Source organism: Cupriavidus sp. GW823-FHT07B10 (assembly GCF_058794355.1).
This window is the reverse complement of sequence record NZ_JBXAGS010000006.1, coordinates 326,013-344,965: the sequence shown is the minus strand read 5'-3', so window position 1 is coordinate 344,965 and position 18,953 is coordinate 326,013. Positions and strand designations below refer to the sequence as shown.

Annotated in this window: 18 protein-coding genes; 7 read left to right on the top strand and 11 right to left on the bottom strand. The window is 68.3% G+C overall.

The window, feature by feature from the left end; all coding sequences use genetic code 11:
- Positions 1 to 9: 9 nt before the first annotated feature.
- The 3 genes from AC1Q6V_RS16120 to AC1Q6V_RS16110 form a co-directional block, all read right to left on the bottom strand.
- The gene (locus AC1Q6V_RS16120) at positions 10 to 735 is read right to left on the bottom strand and encodes a histidine phosphatase family protein (protein WP_010809083.1); all 726 of its coding nucleotides are present in this window, start codon (positions 733 to 735) and stop codon (positions 10 to 12) included.
- Positions 736 to 817: 82 nt separating this feature from the next.
- Positions 818 to 1,597 carry an oxepin-CoA hydrolase, alternative type gene (locus AC1Q6V_RS16115; RefSeq protein ID WP_454749344.1) on the bottom strand — a complete coding sequence of 260 codons (780 nt, stop codon included), beginning with the start codon at positions 1,595 to 1,597 and terminating at the stop codon, positions 818 to 820.
- A 33-nt stretch (positions 1,598 to 1,630) separates the two neighbouring features.
- A complete protein-coding gene (locus tag AC1Q6V_RS16110; RefSeq protein ID WP_011614878.1) occupies positions 1,631 to 3,154 on the bottom strand; it encodes a 3-hydroxyacyl-CoA dehydrogenase in 1,524 nt (507 codons plus the stop codon).
- 189 nt (positions 3,155 to 3,343) lie between these two features.
- On the opposite strand from AC1Q6V_RS16110, the gene AC1Q6V_RS16105 reads away from it, so the two are divergent.
- Entirely contained in the window at positions 3,344 to 3,985 is a 642-nt protein-coding gene (locus tag AC1Q6V_RS16105; protein WP_010809080.1) for a glutathione S-transferase, read from the top strand.
- Positions 3,986 to 4,057: 72 nt separating this feature from the next.
- On the opposite strand, the gene AC1Q6V_RS16100 is transcribed toward AC1Q6V_RS16105, so the two are convergent.
- Entirely contained in the window at positions 4,058 to 5,239 is a 1,182-nt protein-coding gene (locus tag AC1Q6V_RS16100; protein ID WP_011614879.1) for a pyridoxal phosphate-dependent aminotransferase, read from the bottom strand.
- 83 nt (positions 5,240 to 5,322) lie between these two features.
- Positions 5,323 to 5,850 carry a PIN domain-containing protein gene (locus AC1Q6V_RS16095; protein ID WP_454749345.1) on the bottom strand — a complete coding sequence of 176 codons (528 nt, stop codon included), beginning with the start codon at positions 5,848 to 5,850 and terminating at the stop codon, positions 5,323 to 5,325.
- 49 nt (positions 5,851 to 5,899) lie between these two features.
- Between AC1Q6V_RS16095 and yaaA the strand changes: the two genes are divergently transcribed.
- On the top strand, positions 5,900 to 6,685 hold the full coding sequence (yaaA, locus tag AC1Q6V_RS16090; protein ID WP_454749346.1) for a peroxide stress protein YaaA: 786 nt from the start codon (positions 5,900 to 5,902) through the stop codon (positions 6,683 to 6,685).
- 26 nt (positions 6,686 to 6,711) lie between these two features.
- Positions 6,712 to 7,854, top strand: coding sequence for a M14 family metallopeptidase (locus tag AC1Q6V_RS16085; protein ID WP_454749347.1), 1,143 nt, complete (start codon positions 6,712 to 6,714; stop codon positions 7,852 to 7,854).
- Between the two features lie 80 nt (positions 7,855 to 7,934).
- Here AC1Q6V_RS16085 and AC1Q6V_RS16080 read toward each other — a convergent pair whose 3' ends face one another.
- From AC1Q6V_RS16080 to AC1Q6V_RS16070, 3 genes are all read right to left on the bottom strand, one after another.
- Positions 7,935 to 8,720, bottom strand: a complete 786-nt coding sequence (locus tag AC1Q6V_RS16080) for a BspC domain-containing protein (protein ID WP_454749348.1) — start codon at positions 8,718 to 8,720, stop codon at positions 7,935 to 7,937.
- Between the two features lie 249 nt (positions 8,721 to 8,969).
- Positions 8,970 to 9,857, bottom strand: coding sequence for an N-formylglutamate amidohydrolase (locus AC1Q6V_RS16075; RefSeq protein WP_010809074.1), 888 nt, complete (start codon positions 9,855 to 9,857; stop codon positions 8,970 to 8,972).
- Positions 9,858 to 9,872: 15 nt separating this feature from the next.
- Positions 9,873 to 10,859, bottom strand: coding sequence for a tripartite tricarboxylate transporter substrate binding protein BugE (locus AC1Q6V_RS16070; RefSeq protein WP_058696935.1), 987 nt, complete (start codon positions 10,857 to 10,859; stop codon positions 9,873 to 9,875).
- 124 nt (positions 10,860 to 10,983) lie between these two features.
- On the opposite strand from AC1Q6V_RS16070, the gene AC1Q6V_RS16065 reads away from it, so the two are divergent.
- Complete coding sequence (locus tag AC1Q6V_RS16065) at positions 10,984 to 11,892, top strand: LysR substrate-binding domain-containing protein (protein ID WP_010809072.1); 909 nt, start codon at positions 10,984 to 10,986, stop codon at positions 11,890 to 11,892.
- 3 nt (positions 11,893 to 11,895) lie between these two features.
- On the opposite strand, the gene AC1Q6V_RS16060 is transcribed toward AC1Q6V_RS16065, so the two are convergent.
- Positions 11,896 to 12,804 (bottom strand): LysR family transcriptional regulator, encoded by a 909-nt coding sequence (locus AC1Q6V_RS16060; RefSeq protein WP_010809071.1) that lies wholly within the window; start codon positions 12,802 to 12,804, stop codon positions 11,896 to 11,898.
- Between the two features lie 109 nt (positions 12,805 to 12,913).
- Between AC1Q6V_RS16060 and mdlC the strand changes: the two genes are divergently transcribed.
- From mdlC to AC1Q6V_RS16045, 3 genes are all read left to right on the top strand, one after another.
- Positions 12,914 to 14,518 (top strand): benzoylformate decarboxylase, encoded by a 1,605-nt coding sequence (mdlC, locus tag AC1Q6V_RS16055; RefSeq protein WP_454749349.1) that lies wholly within the window; start codon positions 12,914 to 12,916, stop codon positions 14,516 to 14,518.
- A gap of 63 nt (positions 14,519 to 14,581) precedes the next feature.
- The gene (locus AC1Q6V_RS16050; RefSeq protein WP_058696933.1) at positions 14,582 to 16,033 is read left to right on the top strand and encodes an aldehyde dehydrogenase; all 1,452 of its coding nucleotides are present in this window, start codon (positions 14,582 to 14,584) and stop codon (positions 16,031 to 16,033) included.
- Between the two features lie 59 nt (positions 16,034 to 16,092).
- Positions 16,093 to 17,082: a Bug family tripartite tricarboxylate transporter substrate binding protein gene (locus AC1Q6V_RS16045; RefSeq protein ID WP_011614887.1), complete on the top strand. Its 990-nt coding sequence runs from the start codon at positions 16,093 to 16,095 to the stop codon at positions 17,080 to 17,082.
- 61 nt (positions 17,083 to 17,143) lie between these two features.
- On the opposite strand, the gene AC1Q6V_RS16040 is transcribed toward AC1Q6V_RS16045, so the two are convergent.
- Together AC1Q6V_RS16040 and AC1Q6V_RS16035 are read right to left on the bottom strand one after the other, a co-directional pair.
- Positions 17,144 to 18,319 carry a vWA domain-containing protein gene (locus AC1Q6V_RS16040; protein ID WP_454749350.1) on the bottom strand — a complete coding sequence of 392 codons (1,176 nt, stop codon included), beginning with the start codon at positions 18,317 to 18,319 and terminating at the stop codon, positions 17,144 to 17,146.
- 28 nt (positions 18,320 to 18,347) lie between these two features.
- Positions 18,348 to 18,941 (bottom strand): GNAT family N-acetyltransferase, encoded by a 594-nt coding sequence (locus AC1Q6V_RS16035; RefSeq protein WP_011614889.1) that lies wholly within the window; start codon positions 18,939 to 18,941, stop codon positions 18,348 to 18,350.
- Between the last annotated feature and the right edge of the window lie 12 nt (positions 18,942 to 18,953).

The window sequence follows — 18,953 nt, the reverse complement described above, 5'->3', positions numbered from 1 at the left end:
GCGGCGCGCTCAGCCCTGCGGCTGGCGTCCGCGCAAATACTGGTGCAGCAGCACTTCCATGGTGGTGTGGCGCGTGCCGCTGTGCACGGGCGTGGGCGGCGAGTAGTTGGTCATGCGCACCACCCAGTCGAGCGGGCCGTCGCCCATGTCGAGCACATTGATGCAGCCCGCGGTCTGCAGCAGCGAGCCGAAGAACACGCGCCGCCCGCAGGTGATGGCCTGCGACAGGATGGCGCGGTTGGTGCCGCCGTGCAGCACCATCAGCGCGGTGTCCCAGTCGGGATCGGCGCGCAGGCGCTCCAGCGCGGGCAGCACGCGGTCGAGGAACTGGCCGATGGTCTCGCCGTTGAGGAAGCGCTTGTCTTCCGGGACTTCGCCTTCGAAGGCGCCGACGAAGGCGTCGCGCAGGTCCTGGTCGGCAATCGCGGACAGGTCGCCGCCGCGGATCTCCTGCAGCGCGGGCCAGACTTCAGGCACGATGCCGTCCATCTCCGGCAGCTCGGCCAGCACGCGCTCCGCGGTCTCCACCGTGCGCGGCAGTCCGCTGACGATGACGCGGTCGAAGCGGATCTGTTCGGCGGCAAAGGCGCGGCCGGCGGCGGTCGCCTGCATGCGACCGGTCTCGTTCAGCGGCACCATCTCGGGCAGGGCAGGGCGCCCGGCCTCGTCGAAATATGAAACGGCACCATGCCGCATCAGGTAGATGCGGCGACGCGAGGGCGGCGGCAGTTCCATGCGTTGTCTCCTTGCATTGTGCGGCATGCCCGTCTGTCGCGGGCTGGCCGTTCGGGTAAAGCCAGGCGTCCGGCGCCCGGCTTCAGAGGTACTGCGGCTTGCGCTTTTCCAGGAAGGCGCTGATGCCTTCGCCGCCGTCGGGGTGGTGCAGCGCGGCGACGAAGCTGTCGCGCTCGGCCAGCAGGTGTTCGGCGCGCGATGCGGTGGCTGCGTGGTTGATCAGGGCCTTGATGCGGCCCACGGCGTGCGGCGACTGGCGGGCAAGGCCAGCGGCCAGGCGCAGGGCCTCGTCCAGGGCCTGGCCCGGCTCGGTGACGCGGTTGACCAGCCCGAACTGCGCCAGCCGCGCCGCGTCCACCGGTTTGCCTTCCATCATCAGCTCGCTGGCCAGCGGGCGCGGCAGCGCGCGTGCGATCTCATACGAGCCGCCGCCGTCGGGCGTGAGCCCCACGGAGACATAGGCCATCACGAACTTGGCATTGCTGGCCGCCACCACGAAATCGCACGCCAGCACCACCGAAAAGCCCGCGCCCGCGGCCGCGCCTTCCACTGCCGCGATGATCGGCTTGGGAAAGGCGTGCAGCGACTCGACCCAGCCGTTCAGCAGGGCGATGCTGGCGGCCTGCACCTCCTGCGGCTGGCTGCGGTTGCCGAGCAGCCGGTTCAGGTTGCCGCCGGCGCAGAAAATGCCGTCGGCGCCGTTGATGATGACCGCGCGCACCGAGTCATCGGCGGCGGCCTGATCCAGCGCCTGCTGCGAGGCCGCGTAGATGTCCGGGTGCAGCGCATTGCGTGCCTCGGGGTTCGAGATGGTCAGCACCAGGGTCGAATCGACGCGGTGGGAAAGCAACTGTGCGGGCATGGGCGTGGCTCGGTCGGTGGGGCGGTGGCGGGCTTACTGCTCTTCGGCCAGCAGCGACAGGCCCAGGCCGGCACGGCGCCACAGCCACGGGCTCGGGCGGTAGCGCATGTCGCCGGTCAGCGCTTCCATGTTGCGCAGCGTCTCCAGCACCAGTTGCGGGCCGACCGCATCGCCCAGCGCCAGCGGGCCCTTGGGATAACCCAGGCCCAGGTTGACGGCGAGGTCGATGTCCGACGGCGTGGCGATGCGCTGCTGCGCGATATCGCTGGCGATATTGATGATGCAGCAGAGCACGCGCTGCGCGACGAAGCCGGCCGAATCACGGATCACCGTGACCGGCACGCCGTCGCTGGCGAACAGGCCGTGCGCGGCATCGCGGGCGGCGGCGCTGGTGGCCGGCGTGGTCATCAGCGTGCGGCGCTTGGTGGCCTCGAACGGCAGCAGCGTGTCGATGGCAACCGTGCGGGCCGGGTCCAGGCCCTGTTGCAGCGCGCTGGTGGTGGCGTCCAGACCCAGCGGGGTGACGATGATCAGCGCGTCGGCCGACGGCTTGTTGCCGCCTTCCGGGGTCACGCCCAGCGCGCCCAGCAGCTTGGTCACCATGGCGTGGCCGCGCTCGCTGGCGTGGCTGACCCACACGCTCGACGGACGTGCGCCCGGCACCGCGGCGGCTGCCGGCACCTGCTTCTGGCCATCGGCATACGAATAGAAACCAGCACCCGCCTTGCGGCCGATCAGCCCGCCGACCGCGCGGATCGCGGTGATCGGCGAGGGGCGGTAGCGCGGTTCCTGGTAGAACTGGTTGTAGATCGATTCCATCACCGGGTGCGACACGTCCAGCCCGGTCAGGTCCATCAGCTCGAACGGGCCCATGCGGAAGCCGGCCTGCTCGCGCATGATGTTGTCGATGTCGGCAAATCCGGCCACGCCTTCCTGCGCGACCTTCAGGCCTTCGATATTCATGCCGCGGCCGGCATGGTTGACGATAAAGCCTGGCATGTCCTTGCAGCGCACCGGCGTATGGCCCATGCGGCGCGACAGCGCCATCAGCGCGTCGCCCACCGCGGGGTTGCCCGACAGGCCGTCGATGACCTCGACCACCTTCATCAGCGGCACCGGGTTGAAGAAGTGGTAGCCGGCGATGCGGCCCGGGTGCCTTGAACCCACGGCGATCGCGGTGATCGACAGCGACGACGTGTTGGAGGCAATGACGGCGTCTTCACGCAGGACCGCTTCGAGCTTGGCGATCAGGTCGCGCTTGACCTCCAGCTTCTCGACGATGGCTTCCAGCACCATGTCGCAGCCGGCCAGGTCTTCCAGCGTGCCGCAGGGCTTGACGCGGGCCAGCGTGGCCTCTGCGTCGGCGGCGCTGATCTTGCCCTTGTCGGCGAGCTTGGCCAGCGTGTCCTGCAGGTACTGGCGCGCGGCGGCCACGGCTTGCGGGTTGGCGTCGTACAGGTTGACGGTCAGGCCCGCCTGCGCGGCGATCTGCGCGATGCCCCGGCCCATGGCGCCGGTGCCGACGATACCCAGCGTATCGATGGTGAAAGTGCTCATCAGTTGCCCCAAAAGTTGTGGTTAAATTAGCACGATCGTACGTTTTTTGCACCTTCCGCAACAGTCCGGCGGGGCAGGCGGCGTGCGCTGATCGGCCAGCCGGTACACTGCAGACCCCGGATGGTCCACAATCACCCGACATCCGCACCGTGCGATGCGGGGATCATTCCAATAACGGAGAGAGACGACATGCTGAAGCTCTGCGGTTTTGCCGCCAGCAACTACTACAACAAAGTGAAGCTGGCGCTGCTGGAAAAGAACGTGCCGTTCGAAGAGGTGCTGGCCTGGATCGGCCAGACCGACCTGGCGGCCACGCCCGCGGGCAAGGTGCCCTACATCATCACCGAATCCGGCCCGCTGTGCGAGTCCGAAGCCATCGTCGACTACGTCGAGGCGGCCTATCCGCAGACGCCGCTGCTGCCGCTCGACCCGTACCAGGCCGCCAAGGTGCGCGAGATCGTCGTCTTCATGGAACTGTACCTGGAGCTGACCGCGCGCGAGCTGTACCCCGAGGCATTCTTCGGCGGCAAGGTCAGCGATGGCGTCAAGGACCGCCAGCACAAGCTGCTGACGCGCTATGTCCCCGCCTTCGCCAAGCTGGCGAAGTTCTCGCCGTATATCGCCGGCGACACCTTCACGCTGGCCGACTGCGCCGCCGCGGCGCACCTGCCGCTGGTGTCGTCGTGCACCAAGATCATCTACGGCACCGACCTGCTGGCCGACCTGCCGGTCAAGGACTACCTGAAGACGCTGTCGGCGCGTGAATCGGTGCAGAAGGTCAATGCCGACCGCAAGGCCAATCTTGAGCTGATGGCGAGCCGCAGCAAGTAGTAAGCGAAGCGGCGTGAACTGCCGCATGTGTGAAAAACGCCCGCGAATTCATCGCGGGCGTTTTTGTTTTCATCACAGCCTGGCCAGCCGTTCCAGCGCCAGCGCCAGCGTCTCTTCCTTCTTGGCAAAGCAGAAACGCACCACGCCCGATTCACGCGGCTGCGTGTAGAAGGCCGAGACCGGGATCGCGGCCACGCCGATCTCGCGCGTCAGCCACATGGCGAAGTCGGCCTCGCTCAGGTCGGAAATGGCCGAGTAGTCGACGCACTGGAAGTAGGTGCCGTCCGACGGCAGCAGCTTGAAGCGGCTGTTGGCCAGCCCGGCGCGGAAGAAGTCGCGCTTGGCCTGGTAGAACGCCGACAGCTGCAGGTAGGGCGCTGGATCGGCCATGTAGTCGGCCAGGCCATGCTGCACCGGCGTGTTCACGGTGAACACGTTGAACTGGTGCACCTTGCGGAACTCGGCCATCAGCGCGGCCGGCGCGGCCACGTAGCCGACCTTCCAGCCGGTCACGTGATAGGTCTTGCCGAAGCTGGAGATCACGAAGCTGCGGCGCGCAAGCTCAGGATGGCGCGAGACCGAGGCGTGCTGCTGGCCGTCGTAGACCATGTGCTCGTAGACCTCGTCCGAGAGCAGCAGGATGTCGGTGCCGGCCAGGATCTGCGCCAGCTGGTCCATGTCGGCCGCGCGCAGGATCGTGCCGGTGGGGTTGTGCGGCGTGTTGATCAGGATCATGCGCGTGCGCGGCGTGATCGCGGCGGCCAGCTTGTCGAAGGGCACGCGGAATTCCGGCGCTTCCAGCGTGACCGGCACGGCGGTGGCGCCGGCCAGCTCGATCGCGGGCAGGTAGCTGTCGTAGCACGGCTCCAGCACGATCACCTCGTCGCCCGGATGCACCGCGCACAGGATCGCGGTCAGGATGCCCTGGGTGGCCCCGGCGGTGACGGTGATCTCGGTGTCCCAGCTGTACTGGTGGCCATAGAGGCTGGCGATCTTGGCGGCGATGGCCTGGCGCAGGCGCGGCACGCCCGCCATCGGCGGGTACTGGTTATGGCCGGCGCGCATGGCGGCGGTCACGGCATCGACGATCCTGGGGTCGCAGTCGAAGTCCGGGAAGCCCTGGCCCAGGTTGACGGCGTTCTTCTCGGTGGCCAGCGCGGACATCACGGTGAAGATGGTGGTGCCGACTGCGGGCAGGCGCGAGGGCGGCGGGGTCAGCGGCGTCAACTGGGTGTGGGTGGTGTCTGCGGACATGATGCGAACGTGTCGATGCGGTGGGGACGGGATGCGATCAGGCGTGCGGCGCCACCACGTAGGCGGCGCCGGGAGCCGACATTCTAAAGCGGATCGGCGGCGCTGGCGGCGCCAAGCGCGGCCAGCCAGGCACCGAAGGCCGGCGGCGTCATCACTTCCACGCCGCTGCTGCGGCGCAGGCGGGTGCGCAGCTTGAGCACGGCCTTGTCCTTCGATACCAGGCAGGCGGCGCCGGCAAAGTGCGCCAGCTCAACGAACTTCTGGTCGTCGGTGTCCTTGCAGCGGGGCAGGCGGATGGCGTCGTAGTCGGCCTGCGGCGGCGCGGCTTCCAGGCTGGCGAGGCGGTCGACGGTGGCCAGCGCGGCATCGATATCGATGTCAAAGCGGGCAAATTGCGGATAGGCCAGCACCCGCCGCAGTTCCTCGCGGCAGTCGGCGCGGATCACCGGGGCGATGGTGCCGGCCTCAAGCGCGGTGCGGATCGGCTCCACATGGGGGTCGCGGAAGACCAGCAGGTCCACCCAGATGTTGGAGTCCAGCACCACGCGCGGCGCAGATGTGACGCCGGCGGGGCTGGCGAAGAGGGTGGTTGCGGTGGTGTCGAGGCGCATTCGCTACAATCTTGGCTTGTTTGTCCTTGGCTACTGCCGCGATTTTGCCATGCTCATCGTTTTGTCTCCCGCCAAGTCGCTGGACTACGAGACTCCCCCGCGCCTCAAGACCCATACGCTGCCGCGCTTTATCGACCGTTCCGCCACGCTGATCGAGCGCCTGCGCAAGCTGGCGCCGCAGGATGTGGGCGCGCTGATGGACATCTCCGACAAGCTCGCGGTGCTCGATGTGACGCGCTACGGCGACTGGTCGCCGGAGTTCACCGCGGCCAACAGCAAGCAGGCGGTGCTGGCCTTCAATGGCGACGTCTACGACGGCCTCGAAGCGAAAACGCTGTCGGCCGACGACCTCGGCTTTGCGCAGAAGCACCTGCGCATCCTGTCCGGCCTGTACGGCGTGCTGCGCCCGCTGGACTGGATGCAGCCCTACCGGCTGGAGATGGGCACGCGCCTCGACAACGCTGCCGGCAAGGACCTGTACGCGTTCTGGGGCGACGATGTCACGCAGATGATCAACGCCGACATGGCCGCGCTTAGGCAGGAAGGCGCGCCGGTGCTGGTCAACCTGGCCTCGGAAGAATATTTCAAGGTGGTGCGGCCCAAGGTGCTGCAGGCCAGGATCGTCACGCCGGTGTTCGAGGACTGGAAGGGCGGCCGCTACAAGATCATTTCGTTCCACGCCAAGCGCGCGCGCGGCACCATGGCGCGCTACGCCGTGACGCAGCGCGTGACCGAGCCGGAAAAGCTCAAGCGCTTTGCCGAAGACGGCTACGCCTTCGACGCCGCGGCCTCGGATACCACCCGCTGGGTGTTCCGCCGCCGCCTGGAAGACTGAAACCCATCGCCACGAGACTGCCAGCCATGCCTGCCGCCTTGCACATCTCTTCGCAATTCGACTCCGGCGCCATCGAGGTCGAGGCGCTCGACCGCGCCGACGATATCCGCCTGCGCATCCGCGCCGATTCGCACGCCGACTTCCGCCAATGGTTCCATTTCCGCCTGCAGGGCGCGGCGGGGCAGGCGTGCCGGATGCACTTCCTGAACGCCGGCGACTGCACCTACCCGGACGGATGGCGCGACTACCGCGCGGTGGCTTCGTACGACCGCGCCAACTGGTTCCGCGTGCCGACGCGCTTTGACGGCCAGGTGATGACGGTGGAATTCACGCCCGAGCACGACAGCATCTGGTTTGCGTATTTCGAGCCGTATCCGGATGAGCGCCACCTGTCGCTGCTGGCCAGCTGCCAGCGCTCGCCGCTGGCGCGGCTGTCGCACCTGGGCAGCACCGTGGACGGGCGCGACATGACCCGCGTCACGCTGGGCCAGCCCGGCCCCGGCAAGAAGACCATCTGGATGATCGCGCGCCAGCACCCGGGCGAGAGCATGGCCGAATGGTTTGTCGAAGGCGTGCTGCAGCGCCTGACCGGCACCGGCATGTGGGCGGGCGACCCGGTTGCGCGCAAGCTGCTGGAGCGCGCGGTGTTCCATATCGTGCCGAACATGAACCCGGACGGCTCGGCGCGCGGCAACCTGCGCACCAACGCCGCCGGCGCCAACCTGAACCGCGAGTGGATGGCGCCGAGCCCGGATACCAGCCCCGAGGTCTACCACGTGCGCCGCGCCATCGAGGCCAGCGGCTGCGACATGTTCTTCGACATCCATGGCGACGAGGGACTGCCGTACAACTTCGTCGCCGGCAGCGAGATGCTGCCGGGCTTTACCGAGGCGCGCCGGCGCGAGCAGCAGCGCTTTATCGAGGCCTTCAAGCGGGTCTCGCCGGATTTCCAGGATGTGCACGGCTACGCGGCCAGCAAGTACAACGCGGATGCGCTCAAGCTGGCGTCCAAGCACATCGGGCATACCTTCGGCTGCCTGGCGCTGACGCTGGAGATGCCGTTCAAGGACAATGCCGACCTGCCGGATCCGGCGGTCGGCTGGAACGGGGCGCGCAGTGCGCTGCTGGGGATGGCGATGCTGCAGGCGATCCTGGACTACCTGGGCTGAGCCAACGCAAACGGCCCAACCGGACGAAACCGGGTGGGCCGGAACGGCGTTGGCGCGGACGCGGTGCGCCCGCTTTGCGCCTATTGCTTCTTCTTGGCCTTGCTGGTCGTCTTGGCCGAGCCGGAGGTGGACTTGGCGCTCGTTGACTTCGACGACCTGGACGCCGTCGCCTTGCTTGACTTCGATGCCGTGCTCTTGCCCTTGGCCCCCTTGCGGCTCTTGCTTGCCGAAGCTTGCGTAGCAGCAGGCACGGCCGGCGCGGCAGCCGGTTCGCTGATGGTGGCGCCGCCGCTGTCCAGCAGCTCATACGCCAGCATCATCCCGTCGTCATAACCGCAGCGCACCTTCACCGGCTGCCAGTCGTCGCTGCCGCGGCGCTTGTGCGCGGTGGCGGCGAAGGTGACCACCGAGCTGACCGGTACGGCCTGCTTGCCGGGCGAGAAGCGTCCGCTCCATGGCTCGGTCGTGGCCTGTCCCGCGGCGAGCGCGCCGGTGGGGATCTTCAATGCATCGTAGCTGGCCGAGCGCGGCACCACCCAGCTGGCGTGGGCGGCGCAGTCCGCCACGTCGCTGGTGGCGTTCTCGGTCTTCATCAGTTGTTCGCGCATGCGGGTCCGGTACTCGGACAGGCTGACGCGGCCGCGGTCGGGCAGGGTGACGGTCTTGGTGGGTGGCGTGGGAGTGGCGGGTGCCGGGGCGGCGGCAGATCGGGCGGGCGCGGCGGCGGGTGCCGGGGCAGGTGCCGGGCCGGCGCTGGCATCATCGGCCGGCATATTGGCGCAGCCTGCCAGCGCGATCGCACCGGCCACTGCGGCAGCCACCATGCGGAGCCGGCTGCCGAGCAGTTCGGAGATTCGTCGGATCACGGTGTGAGCGGTGTGTGCGTTCTTGGGTTTGCCCGCGGCGCCGTAGGGCCGGCAGGCAAGATGGGTTCGCAAAGGAATGCCATGATAGAGGAAACCTATCTGACAAAGTTCCTAAATCTTGTTACCCATTCTTCTAACGCATGATGTCGTGCAACAAGTGACTTGTGCGCTAGCAGGAATCCCCTGTCTCGCACAACTGCGGTGAACCCGCAGCTTGTGCGGGGCTGCGTGGCGCAGCCCCGGCCCGGGTCAGGCCACGCGCGACGGCATCGAGCGCGTAAAGCGCAGCAGCTCGTCGAGCAGCAGGTTCAGGTCATGGCGCAGCCTGGCAAAGCCCGCGGTATGCGTCAGGCCCACCTCGTCCATGTAGAGCTTGCGGTTGACCTCCAGCTGCAGGCTGTGGCAGCCGGCCTGGGGCTGGCCCACCACGCGCACGATCTCCACGCCCTTGTACGGGTGGTTGCGCCAGACGTCGTAGCCCATCTCCTTGAGCACGCCCTCGACCCGGTCGGTGAAGCGCTTGTCGCAGGTGGTGCCGTCGCGGTCGCCGACCACGAAATCCGGATGCTCCAGCCCCGGGAACTCGGTGGCGAATGGCGCGGCGTGGCTCGGCATCGAATGGCAGTTGATATGCCAGGCGCTGCCGTGGCTGGCGACGGCGCGGTCGGCCAGCTTCTGCAGCTGCGCGTAATAGGGCAGGTAGCAGCGGTTGATGCGCGCCTGCACTTCTTCCACGCTCAGCTTGCGGTCGTAGATGGCCTCGCCGGTGTCCAGCACGCGCCAGACCAGGCCCTTGCCCAGCCGGGTCTTGGCGGTCTCCTGCCGGGCGCCGGGCCAGGGTGCGTCGAGCAGGGCTTCGTCGATTTCTTCCAGCGCGCGGTTGGCGTCCAGGTAGCTGCGCGGGAAGCCCGCGCACAGCAGCGCGATGCCGCGCGCCGGGGCGCCGGCGTAGAGCTCGTCGACAAAAGTGTCTTCGGCCTGGCGCAGCAGCGGCAGCGGCAGCGCGGGGTCGGGGCGGAAGTCCGTCGGGTAGGTCGTCGCGCTGTGCGGCGAGTCCAGGAACAGCGCCGCGGGCTCGCCCTCGGGCTGGTACAGGTAGAACGGACTGTCCGCGGTGGTTCGGTCGGTGTCGGTCATGGTGTTGCCGTAAAGTCAGTCGAGCGAGATCCTGGCGGCGGCGGCCACGCGCTTGTTCTTGGCCACTTCGCTCTTGATCTGGGCGGCAAAGTGCGCCGGCGTATCGCCTACCGGGGTCGCGCCCAGCTTCTCGAGCTTGGCCTTCACTTCCGGCAGTGCCAGCACCTTGACCGCGGCGGTGTGGAGCCTGGTCTGGATATCCGCCGGCAGGTTGGCCGGCGCGATCAGGCCGAACCAGGCGGCGTCGTTGACTTCGCCCAGGCCCAGCTCGGCGAAGGTCGGCACGTTGGGCAGCGCGGCCACGCGCTTGGGCGCTGCCACGGCGAGCGCACGCAGCTTGCCGCCTTCAATGAACGGCAGCGACGACGGCAGGTTGTCGAACAGCACCTGCACCTGGCCGGCCAGCGCGTCGTTCAGCGCCGGGCCCACGCCCTTGTAGGGCACGTGCAGCAGTTCGGTCTTGCTGCTCATCTTGAACAGTTCCCCCATCATGTGCGAGACGCTGCCGTTGCCCGCCGAGCCATAGGCCAGCTTGTTGGGCTGCGACTGCGCCAGCGCGATGAAGGACTTCATGTCGGTGGCCTTGACCGCCGGGTTGATGCTCATCACGTTGGGCACCGAGGCCAGGTTGGTGATGGTTGTGAAGTCCTTGGTTGCATCGTAGGACAGGCGCGGGTAGACCGCCGGATTGATGCCATGGGTCGAGGCCGTGGCAATGCCCAGCGTGTAGCCGTCCGGCGCCGCCTTGGACAGGAAAGCGGTGCCGATGCTGCCACCGGCGCCGCCGCGGTTGTCCACCACCACGGCCTGGCCCAGTTGCTGGCCGAGCTTGTCGGCGACGATGCGCGCGACGATGTCCGTGGTGCCGCCGGCGGGGAAGGGCACCACCAGCGTGATCGGCTTGGTCGGATAGCCGGCCTGGGCCATGGCGCTGAAGGAGATGCCGGCAGCGGCGGCGGCCGAAGCGGCGGCCAGGAGGCGGAGAAGATGGCGACGTTGCATGGGGGGATCCAGGGCGAGGGGAGGAATAAAGTGGATTTCACGATTCTGCGCGCCCGAGCAAGCGTGCCGCAAACGAAATAAAATCCTTAGCTCATTCCATTTGGTCGTGAATTAGAGGTGATTTATGCGACGCTTATGTCCGTCGCTGACCGAGTTGCAGGCCTTTGAGGCCGCGGCACGCCATAACAGTTTTACCGTAGCCGCGCGTGAACTGCATGTCACGCAAGGCGCGGTCAGCAAGCAGGTGCGCAGCCTGGAGGCTTACCTGGGCGTGGAGCTGTTCCAGCGCGTGCGCCAGCGCCTGATGCTGACCACCGCGGGCGAGCGCTACCTGGAGCGCATCGGCCCCAGCCTGAACGAGCTGGAGGCCGCCACCGTCGAGCTGATGGCGCGGCAGGGGCGGGGCGGCGTGCTGCATATCGCCAGCATGCCGACGCTGGGCGCCAAGTGGCTGATCCCGCGCCTGCCGCAGTTTTTCGCGCGCCATCCGGAGGTGAAGCTCGAATTCGTGCCGCACGCGCAGGGCTACGATTTTTCCGAGCCGGACCTGGACGCCGCGATCCGCTTCGGCGACGGCGTCTGGCCCGGCAGCCTGGCCGACTACATGACCGGGCGCGAGGTGCTGCCGGTGTGCCGTCCGGGCCTGCTGGCGTCCGAGCCCGGCGGCGTTGCGCCCACGCCCGCTGCCTTGCTGCGCTATCCGCTGCTGCACCACACCACCGTGCCCGAAGCCTGGCCCGACTGGTTCGCCACGCTGGGGGTGCCAACCCGCGAGGCCTGGAGCGGCGCGCGCTTCGACCAGTTCTCGCTGCTCACGCAGGCCGCGCTTTCGGGTCTGGGCATCGCGCTGATCCCGCGCTGCCTGATCGAGGAAGAGCTGGCCACCGGGGCGCTGGTGGTGGCGCATCCGGCCCAGGTGCTGGCCAAGAAGGGCTATTACCTGTGCTATCCGGAGCAGAAGCAGCACCTGCCGGCGCTGCGCACGTTCCGCGCATGGGTGATGGAAGGGGCCGACCTGGCGCGGCCCACCTGACGTTCAGCCCACGTCCGATGTCAACCGGCGCAACTGCTCCAGCAGCTTCGCCGCCGGCGCCGGCAGGATGCCCTGGCGGCGCCGGTACACCGCCAGCCGGCGCGGCGCCTGGGCGCCTTCAATGGGCAGCGGCAGGATCATGCCGGCCTTTTGCTCGGCCTCGTACATCGGCGCAGCCATCCAGCTGAGGAAGCCCGCGCGTGCCACCAGCGCCTTGAGCGCAATGATCGAGCGGGTTTCGGCGACGATGTCCGGCGGCGGCAGCCCGGCGCGCGCAAACAGCCGCTGCAGTTCGTCGAAGGGCGCCGTGCCGCGCGGCGGCATGACCCAGCGGCAAGCGGCGGTATCCGCCAGCCGCAGCGCCGTCCTGCCCGTCAGCGGATGTCCGGCGGCGGCGACCACGAAGCTGCTGTCGCTCCAGCCAACATCCGCCACGGCGCAGATTTCCTCGTTCTCCGGCAGGGCGATGCCGATGGCCAGGTCGATCTCGCGGCGCAGCAGCGCATCGGCCAGGAAATCTCCCACCCCTTCGACAATGCGCACGCGCAGCCCAGGCCAGCGTGCCAGCACCGCCTCGATCGCCTCCGGCAGCACCACGCTGGCGACGCTGGCGACGGTGCCCACGCGGATGGTGCCGGCGGCCAGCCCGCGCAGCGCGCGCACGGCCTCGGTGGCGTGCTCGGCCTCGTGGCGCAAGAGGTTGGCGTGCGGCAGCAGGGCCTCGCCGTAGGCCGTCAGCACCATGCCGGTGGCATAGCGTTCGAACAGTGGCGCGTCCAGCTGGGCTTCCAGCCGCTGGATGGTGCGGCTCAGTGCCGGCTGGGTGAGGTTCAGCTGTGCGGCGGCGCGGCCCAGGCTGCCGTGTTCGCACACCGCAAGGAAGGCAAGGAGCTGGCGCAGATCGAGGGTCATGCCGAATCGTAATGACTTTGCCCCAAAACGGCAATTTCTGGGCAAGGCCTGATTGTCCATACTGGTCCGCAAGCTTTGTCACTGATTCCGCACTGGAGCCTCCACGACCATGGCCATTTCCGCCACGCCTGCCGCCTCCGCCACTCCCACGACCGTGCGCACCGCTGTGCTGGACCTGCTGCGCGCGTTCGGCATGACCACCATCTTCGGCAATCCCGGCTCGACCGAGCTGCCGCTGTTCCTCGATTTTCCCGACGACTTCCGCTACATCCTCGGCCTGCAGGAGTCCGTGGTGGTGGGCATGGCCGATGGCTATGCCCAGGCCACCCGCAATGCGGCCTTCGTCAACCTGCACTCGGCGGCCGGTGTCGGCCATGCCATGGGCAGCATCTTCACCGCCCACAAGAACCGCACCCCGATGGTGATCACTGCCGGGCAGCAGGCGCGCTCGATCCTGCCGTTCGAACCCTTCCTGTTCTCGGCCCAAGCCACCGAGCTGCCCAAGCCCTACGTGAAGTGGAGTTGCGAGCCGGCGCGGGCCGAAGACGTGCCGCTGGCGATTGCGCGCGGCTACTACATCGCCATGCAGCCGCCGCGCGGGCCGGTGCTGATCTCGATTCCCGCCGATGACTGGGCCCGGCCGTGCGAGCCGGTGCTGCCGCGCACGGTCAGCACTGAAAGCCGCGTGCAGCCGGCACTGCTGGCGCAGATCGGCGACGCTCTCGATGCCAGCCGCCGGCCGGCGTTCGTGGTGGGCGCGGCCGTGGACCGCGATGGCGCCTGGGACGATGTGGTGCGGCTGGCGGAACGGCACCAGGCGGCGGTGTGGGTGGCGCCGATGTCGGGGCGCTGCGGCTTTCCGGAAGACCATCCGCTGTTTGCCGGCTTCCTGCCGGCGATGCGCGAGAAGATCGTCGGGCTGCTCACGGGCCACGACCTTGTGTTCGCGCTGGGGGCGGCAGCCTTCACCTATCACGTCGAGGGGGGTGGCCCCCATGCGCCGCCCGGGGCGCAGGTGGTGCAGCTGATCGACGATCCGAATATCGCCGCATGGGCCCCGGTGGGCACTGCCGCAGTCGGCAGCATCCGTCAGGGCGTGGCCGACCTGCTGGCGCGCCCGGCGCCGCCGCGGCGCGAAGCCCCGCGCCCGCGCGTGCCGGCACCGCGCGCCGAGCCCGGCATGCCGATGAGCGTCGCCTATGTCCTGCAGACGCTGGCGGAGCTGCGCGACCCTGATTCCATCGTGGTCGAGGAAGCGCCCAGCGCGCGCCCGGTGATGCATCGCCACCTGCCCATCCTGCGCAGCGAGACCTTCTATACGATGTGCAGCGGCGGGCTTGGCTACGGCCTGCCCGCGGCAGTGGGCGTCGCGCTGGGCAAGCCGGGGCGCAAGGTGATCGGCCTGGTCGGCGACGGCTCCAGCATGTATTCGATCCAGGCGCTGTGGAGCGCCGCGCAACTGGGCCTGCCGATCACGTTCATTGTGCTCAACAACCGGCGCTACGCCGCCCTGCAGGAGTTTGCGCCGACCTTCGGCCTTGGCAGCGATGATCCGCTGGTCGGCACGGCCTTGCCCGATCTGGATTTCGTGTCGATTGCGCTCGGGCATGGTTGCGAGGCGGCGCGAGTGGCTCATCCTGCCGCATTGCGCGAAGCGCTGGCGACAGCCCTGCGGATGCGTGTGCCGACCGTGGTGGAGATCGAGGTGGCCTGAGCCGCGGCGCCAGACGACAGACGACAGACGACAGACGAAGTACCCCTTCCAGGAGACTCCAGGATGCAAAGCATCACCATGCTGATCAACGGCGAGCGCACGCAGGCCGCCAACGGTGCCACCTTCGAGCGCCGCAACCCGCTTGACCACAGCGTGGCCACGCGGGCGCCGGCAGCCACCGCCGCCGATGCGCTGGCCGCTGCCGACGCTGCCGCGCGCGCCTTCCCGGCCTGGCGCGACACCGGGCCGGGCGAACGGCGCGCCTTGCTCATGCGCGCGGCGCAGGCACTTGAAGGCAAGGCCGGGGCGCTCACCGCCGCGATGGCGGCAGAGACCGGTGCGTCGGCGATGTGGGCCGGCTTCAATGTGCAACTTGCCGTCGGCATGCTGCAGGAGGCCGCTGCGCTGACCACGCAGATCAACGGCGAGGTGATTCCCTCCGACGTGCCGGGCAGCCTGGCCATGGCGGTGCGGCAGGGCGCGGGCGTGGTGCTGGGCATCGCGCCGTGGAACGCACCGGTGATCCTGGGCGTGCGCGCCGTGGCCACGGCGCTGGCGTGCGGCAATACGGTCATCCTGAAGGGTTCGGAGATCTGTCCGGCCACGCATGGCCTGATCGTCGATGCGCTGGCGGAGGCGGGCTTCCCGGCGGGAGTGGTCAACTTTGTCACCAACGCCCCGGCCGATGCCGCCGCCGTGGTCGAGACCATCATCGCCCACCCGGCAGTGCGCCGCATCAACTTCACCGGCTCCACGCGCGTGGGGCGGCTGATCGCGCAGGCCTGCGCGCGCCACCTGAAGCCCGCGGTGCTGGAACTGGGCGGCAAGGCGCCGCTGGTGGTGCTGGACGATGCCGACCTGGACACCGCGGTGGACGGTGCCATCTTCGGCGCCTTCGCCAACTCGGGCCAGATCTGCATGTCCACCGAGCGCATCGTGGTGGATGCCAGCATCGCGGACGCCTTCGTGGCACGCTTTGCCGCGCGCGCCGGCGCCTTGCCGCTGGCGGATCCGCGCACCGGCCCGGCGGTGCTGGGCTCGGTGGTCGACATGAGCACCGTCGAGCGCTGCAACGCCATGATCGACGACGCGCTGGCCAAGGGCGCGCGGCTGGTCTGCGGCGGCAAGGCGGCCGACACGCTGATGCGGGCCACGGTGCTGGATTACGTGACGCCGGACATGGAGATCTATCGCGAGGAATCGTTCGGGCCGGTCAAGGCCGTGGTGCGCGTGGATGGCGTGGAAGCGGCCATTGCCTGCGCCAATGATTCGGCCTATGGGCTGTCGGCGGCCGTGTTCGGCGGCGATGTGGCGCGCGCGATGCGGGTCGCCGGCCGCATCGAATCGGGCATCTGCCACGTCAACGGCCCGACCGTGCACGACGAGGCGCAGATGCCGTTCGGCGGCGTGAAGGCGAGTGGTTATGGCCGCTTCGGCGGCAAGGCCGGGATCGATGCCTTCACCGAGCTGCGCTGGATCACGGTGCAGACCACGCCACGGCAATATCCGTTCTGAGTGGCGCCGCAGAGCGCTGCGGCAGGCTGCAGCAAAACCTAAGGCAGGAGACAACCATCATGCGATTCCCCCACCGTATCGCGCGCGCCCTTTGCGCCGCACTGTGCGCGCCGGGCCTGCTGGCTGGCGTGAGCGCGCCGGCCGCCGCGCAGCCGTGGCCGGACAAGCCGATCCGGCTGGTCGTCAACTTCCCGGCCGGCGGGGCCGCGGATACGCTGGCGCGCGGCATCTCGCCCGGTCTGTCCGAGGCGCTGAAGCGTCCGGTGGTGATCGACAACCGCCCCGGCGCCAACGGCATCGTCGGCGGCGATGCCGTGGCCAAGGCGCCGGCCGATGGCTATACCTTCCTGCTGACCTCGGGCGGCGCGGTGGCGATCGATCCCTTCCTCTACAAGAAGATGCCGTACGATCCGATCAAGGATCTGACCCCGGTCGCGTCGGTGGCGCTGGTGCGGGTCTACCTGCTGGTGCATCCGTCGGTGCCGGCGAAGACGCTGGAAGCGTTCATCGCCTATGTGCGCGAGCATCCGGGCAGGCTTAGCTACGGCTCGGCCGGCAACGGCAGCACGCCGCATATCGCTGCCGAGATGTTCAAACGCGCCGGCAAGCTGGACGCCGTGCACGTGCCGTACAAGGGCGCGGCCCCGGCCCTGAGCGACCTGCTGGCAGGGCAGGTGCAGTTCATGTTCGATCCCGGCCCCGGCCTGCAGCACGTGGCCAGCGGCAAGCTCAGGCTGCTGGCGGTGGCCAGCGCCAAGCGCGCGGCGCAATACCCGGACGTGCCGACGCTGGCCGAGGCCGGCCTGCAGGACGTGGACGGCGACTCGACCTTCGGCGTCTATGCGCCCGCCGGCACGCCGCCGGCCATCGTCGAGCGCATGAACCGCGAGATCAACCGCACGCTCGCCGGCGCGCAGCTGCAGGAAAACGTCAACAAGCTGGGCGGCGCCGTGGCGCCGCTGAGCATCCAGGCGTTTGCCGAGCGGCAGAACGTGGATCGCGCGCGCTATGGCAGGTTCATCCGGCAGGCGGGCATCACCGTGGACTGACCCATGAAAAAAGGCGGCATGTCGATGCCGCCACTTACGCGCTTCAGCAGCCAGCGCTGCCTTACTTCGACAACACCTTCATCGCCTGTTCCAGCCCGGCCAGCGTCACCGGATACATCCGTCCCTTCATCAGCTGGTTGATGACCGTGATCGACTGCCGGTACTGCCACAGCCCTTCCGGCTCGGGGTTGAGCCAGACGAAGTGCGGGAACTGCTCGGTCATCCGGTTCAGCCAGACCGCGCCGGCTTCGGTGTTGTTGTACTCCACCGAGCCGCCCGGCTGCAGGATCTCGTACGGGCTCATGGTGGCGTCGCCGACGAAGATGATCTTGTAGTCGGGCGTGTACTTGTGCAGCAGGTCCCACGTGGCCAGCTTCTCGGCGTGGCGGCGGCGGTTGTTCTTCCACACGTAGTCGTACAGGCAGTTGTGGAAGTAGTAGTACTCCAGGTGCTTGAACTCGGTCTTGGTGGCCGAGAACAGCTCTTCCACGCGCTTGATGTGGTCGTCCATCGAGCCGCCCACGTCCATCAGCATCAGCACCTTGACCTTGTTGTGGCGCTCGGGCCGCAGCTTGATGTCGAGCAGGCCGGCGTTGGCCGCGGTGGAGTGGATGGTGTCGTCCAGGTCCAGCTCGGTGTCGGCGCCTTCGCGCGCAAAGCGGCGCAGCCGGCGCAGCGCCACCTTGATATTGCGCGTGCCCAGTTCGACCTGGTCGTCATAGTCCTTGTAGGCGCGTGTCTCCCACACCTTGATCGCGGTGCGGTTGCCCTTGGACGGGCCGCCGATGCGGATGCCCTCGGGGTTGTAGCCGCCGTGGCCGAACGGCGAGGTGCCGCCGGTGCCGATCCACTTGTTACCGCCCTCGTGCTTTTCCTTCTGCTCATCGAGCAGCTGCTTGAGGCGCTCCATCAGCTTGTCGAGGCCGCCCATGGCCTCGATCTTGGCTTTTTCCTCGGGCGAGAGTTCGCGCTCCAGCGTCTTCTGCAGCCAGTCGAGCGGGATGTCGGACTTCCAGTCGACCAGGCTCTCGACGCCCTTGAAGTAGGCGGCGAAGGCCTGGTCGAACTTGTCGAAGTGCTTCTCGTCCTTGACCAGCGTCATGCGCGACAGGTAGTAGAACTCGTCGATGGACGGCGAGATGACCTGCGCCTTGAGCGCTTCCAGCATGGTCAGGTATTCCTTGACCGAGACCGGCAGCTTGGCGTGGCGCAGCGAGAAGAAGAAATCGATCAGCATGATGCCTCGCTATCAGTCGGCGGCCGCTTCAGCGCGGACGGTCGAGCTGGAATTGCAGGTGTTGACGCACCGCCGGCCATTCGCTGGCGATGATCGAGAACACCACGGTGTCGCGCAACGAGCCGTCCGGCATGCGCTGGTGGTTGCGCAGCACGCCGTCCTGCCTGGCGCCCAGGCGCGCGATGGCGGCGCGGCTCTGCTGGTTCATCCAGTGCGTGCGGAACTCCACGGCGATGCAGTCGAGATGGTCGAAGGCATGGCCCAGCAGCATCAGCTTGCATTCCGTGTTCAGCGGCGTGCGCTGGACGCGGCGCGCATACCAGGTGGAGCCGATCTCCACACGCCGGTTGGTCGCGTCGATATTCATGTAGGTGGTCATGCCCGCCAGCTCGCCGGCGGCATCGCGCACCGCGAACGGCAGCATCGAGCCCTGTTCCTGCAGCGCCAGGCGCCGCGCGATCTCGGCCTCCATGCGCTCGGGCGCGGGCACGCTGGTGTACCAGAGCTTCCACAGCTCGCCGTCGGCGCAGGCGTTGCGCAGGCCCTCGGCATGCTCGGCGCGCAGCGGCTCCAGCGTGACGTGCCGGCCCACCAGGGTGACGGGTTTGACGAACGCAGTCATGGCGGGCAATGC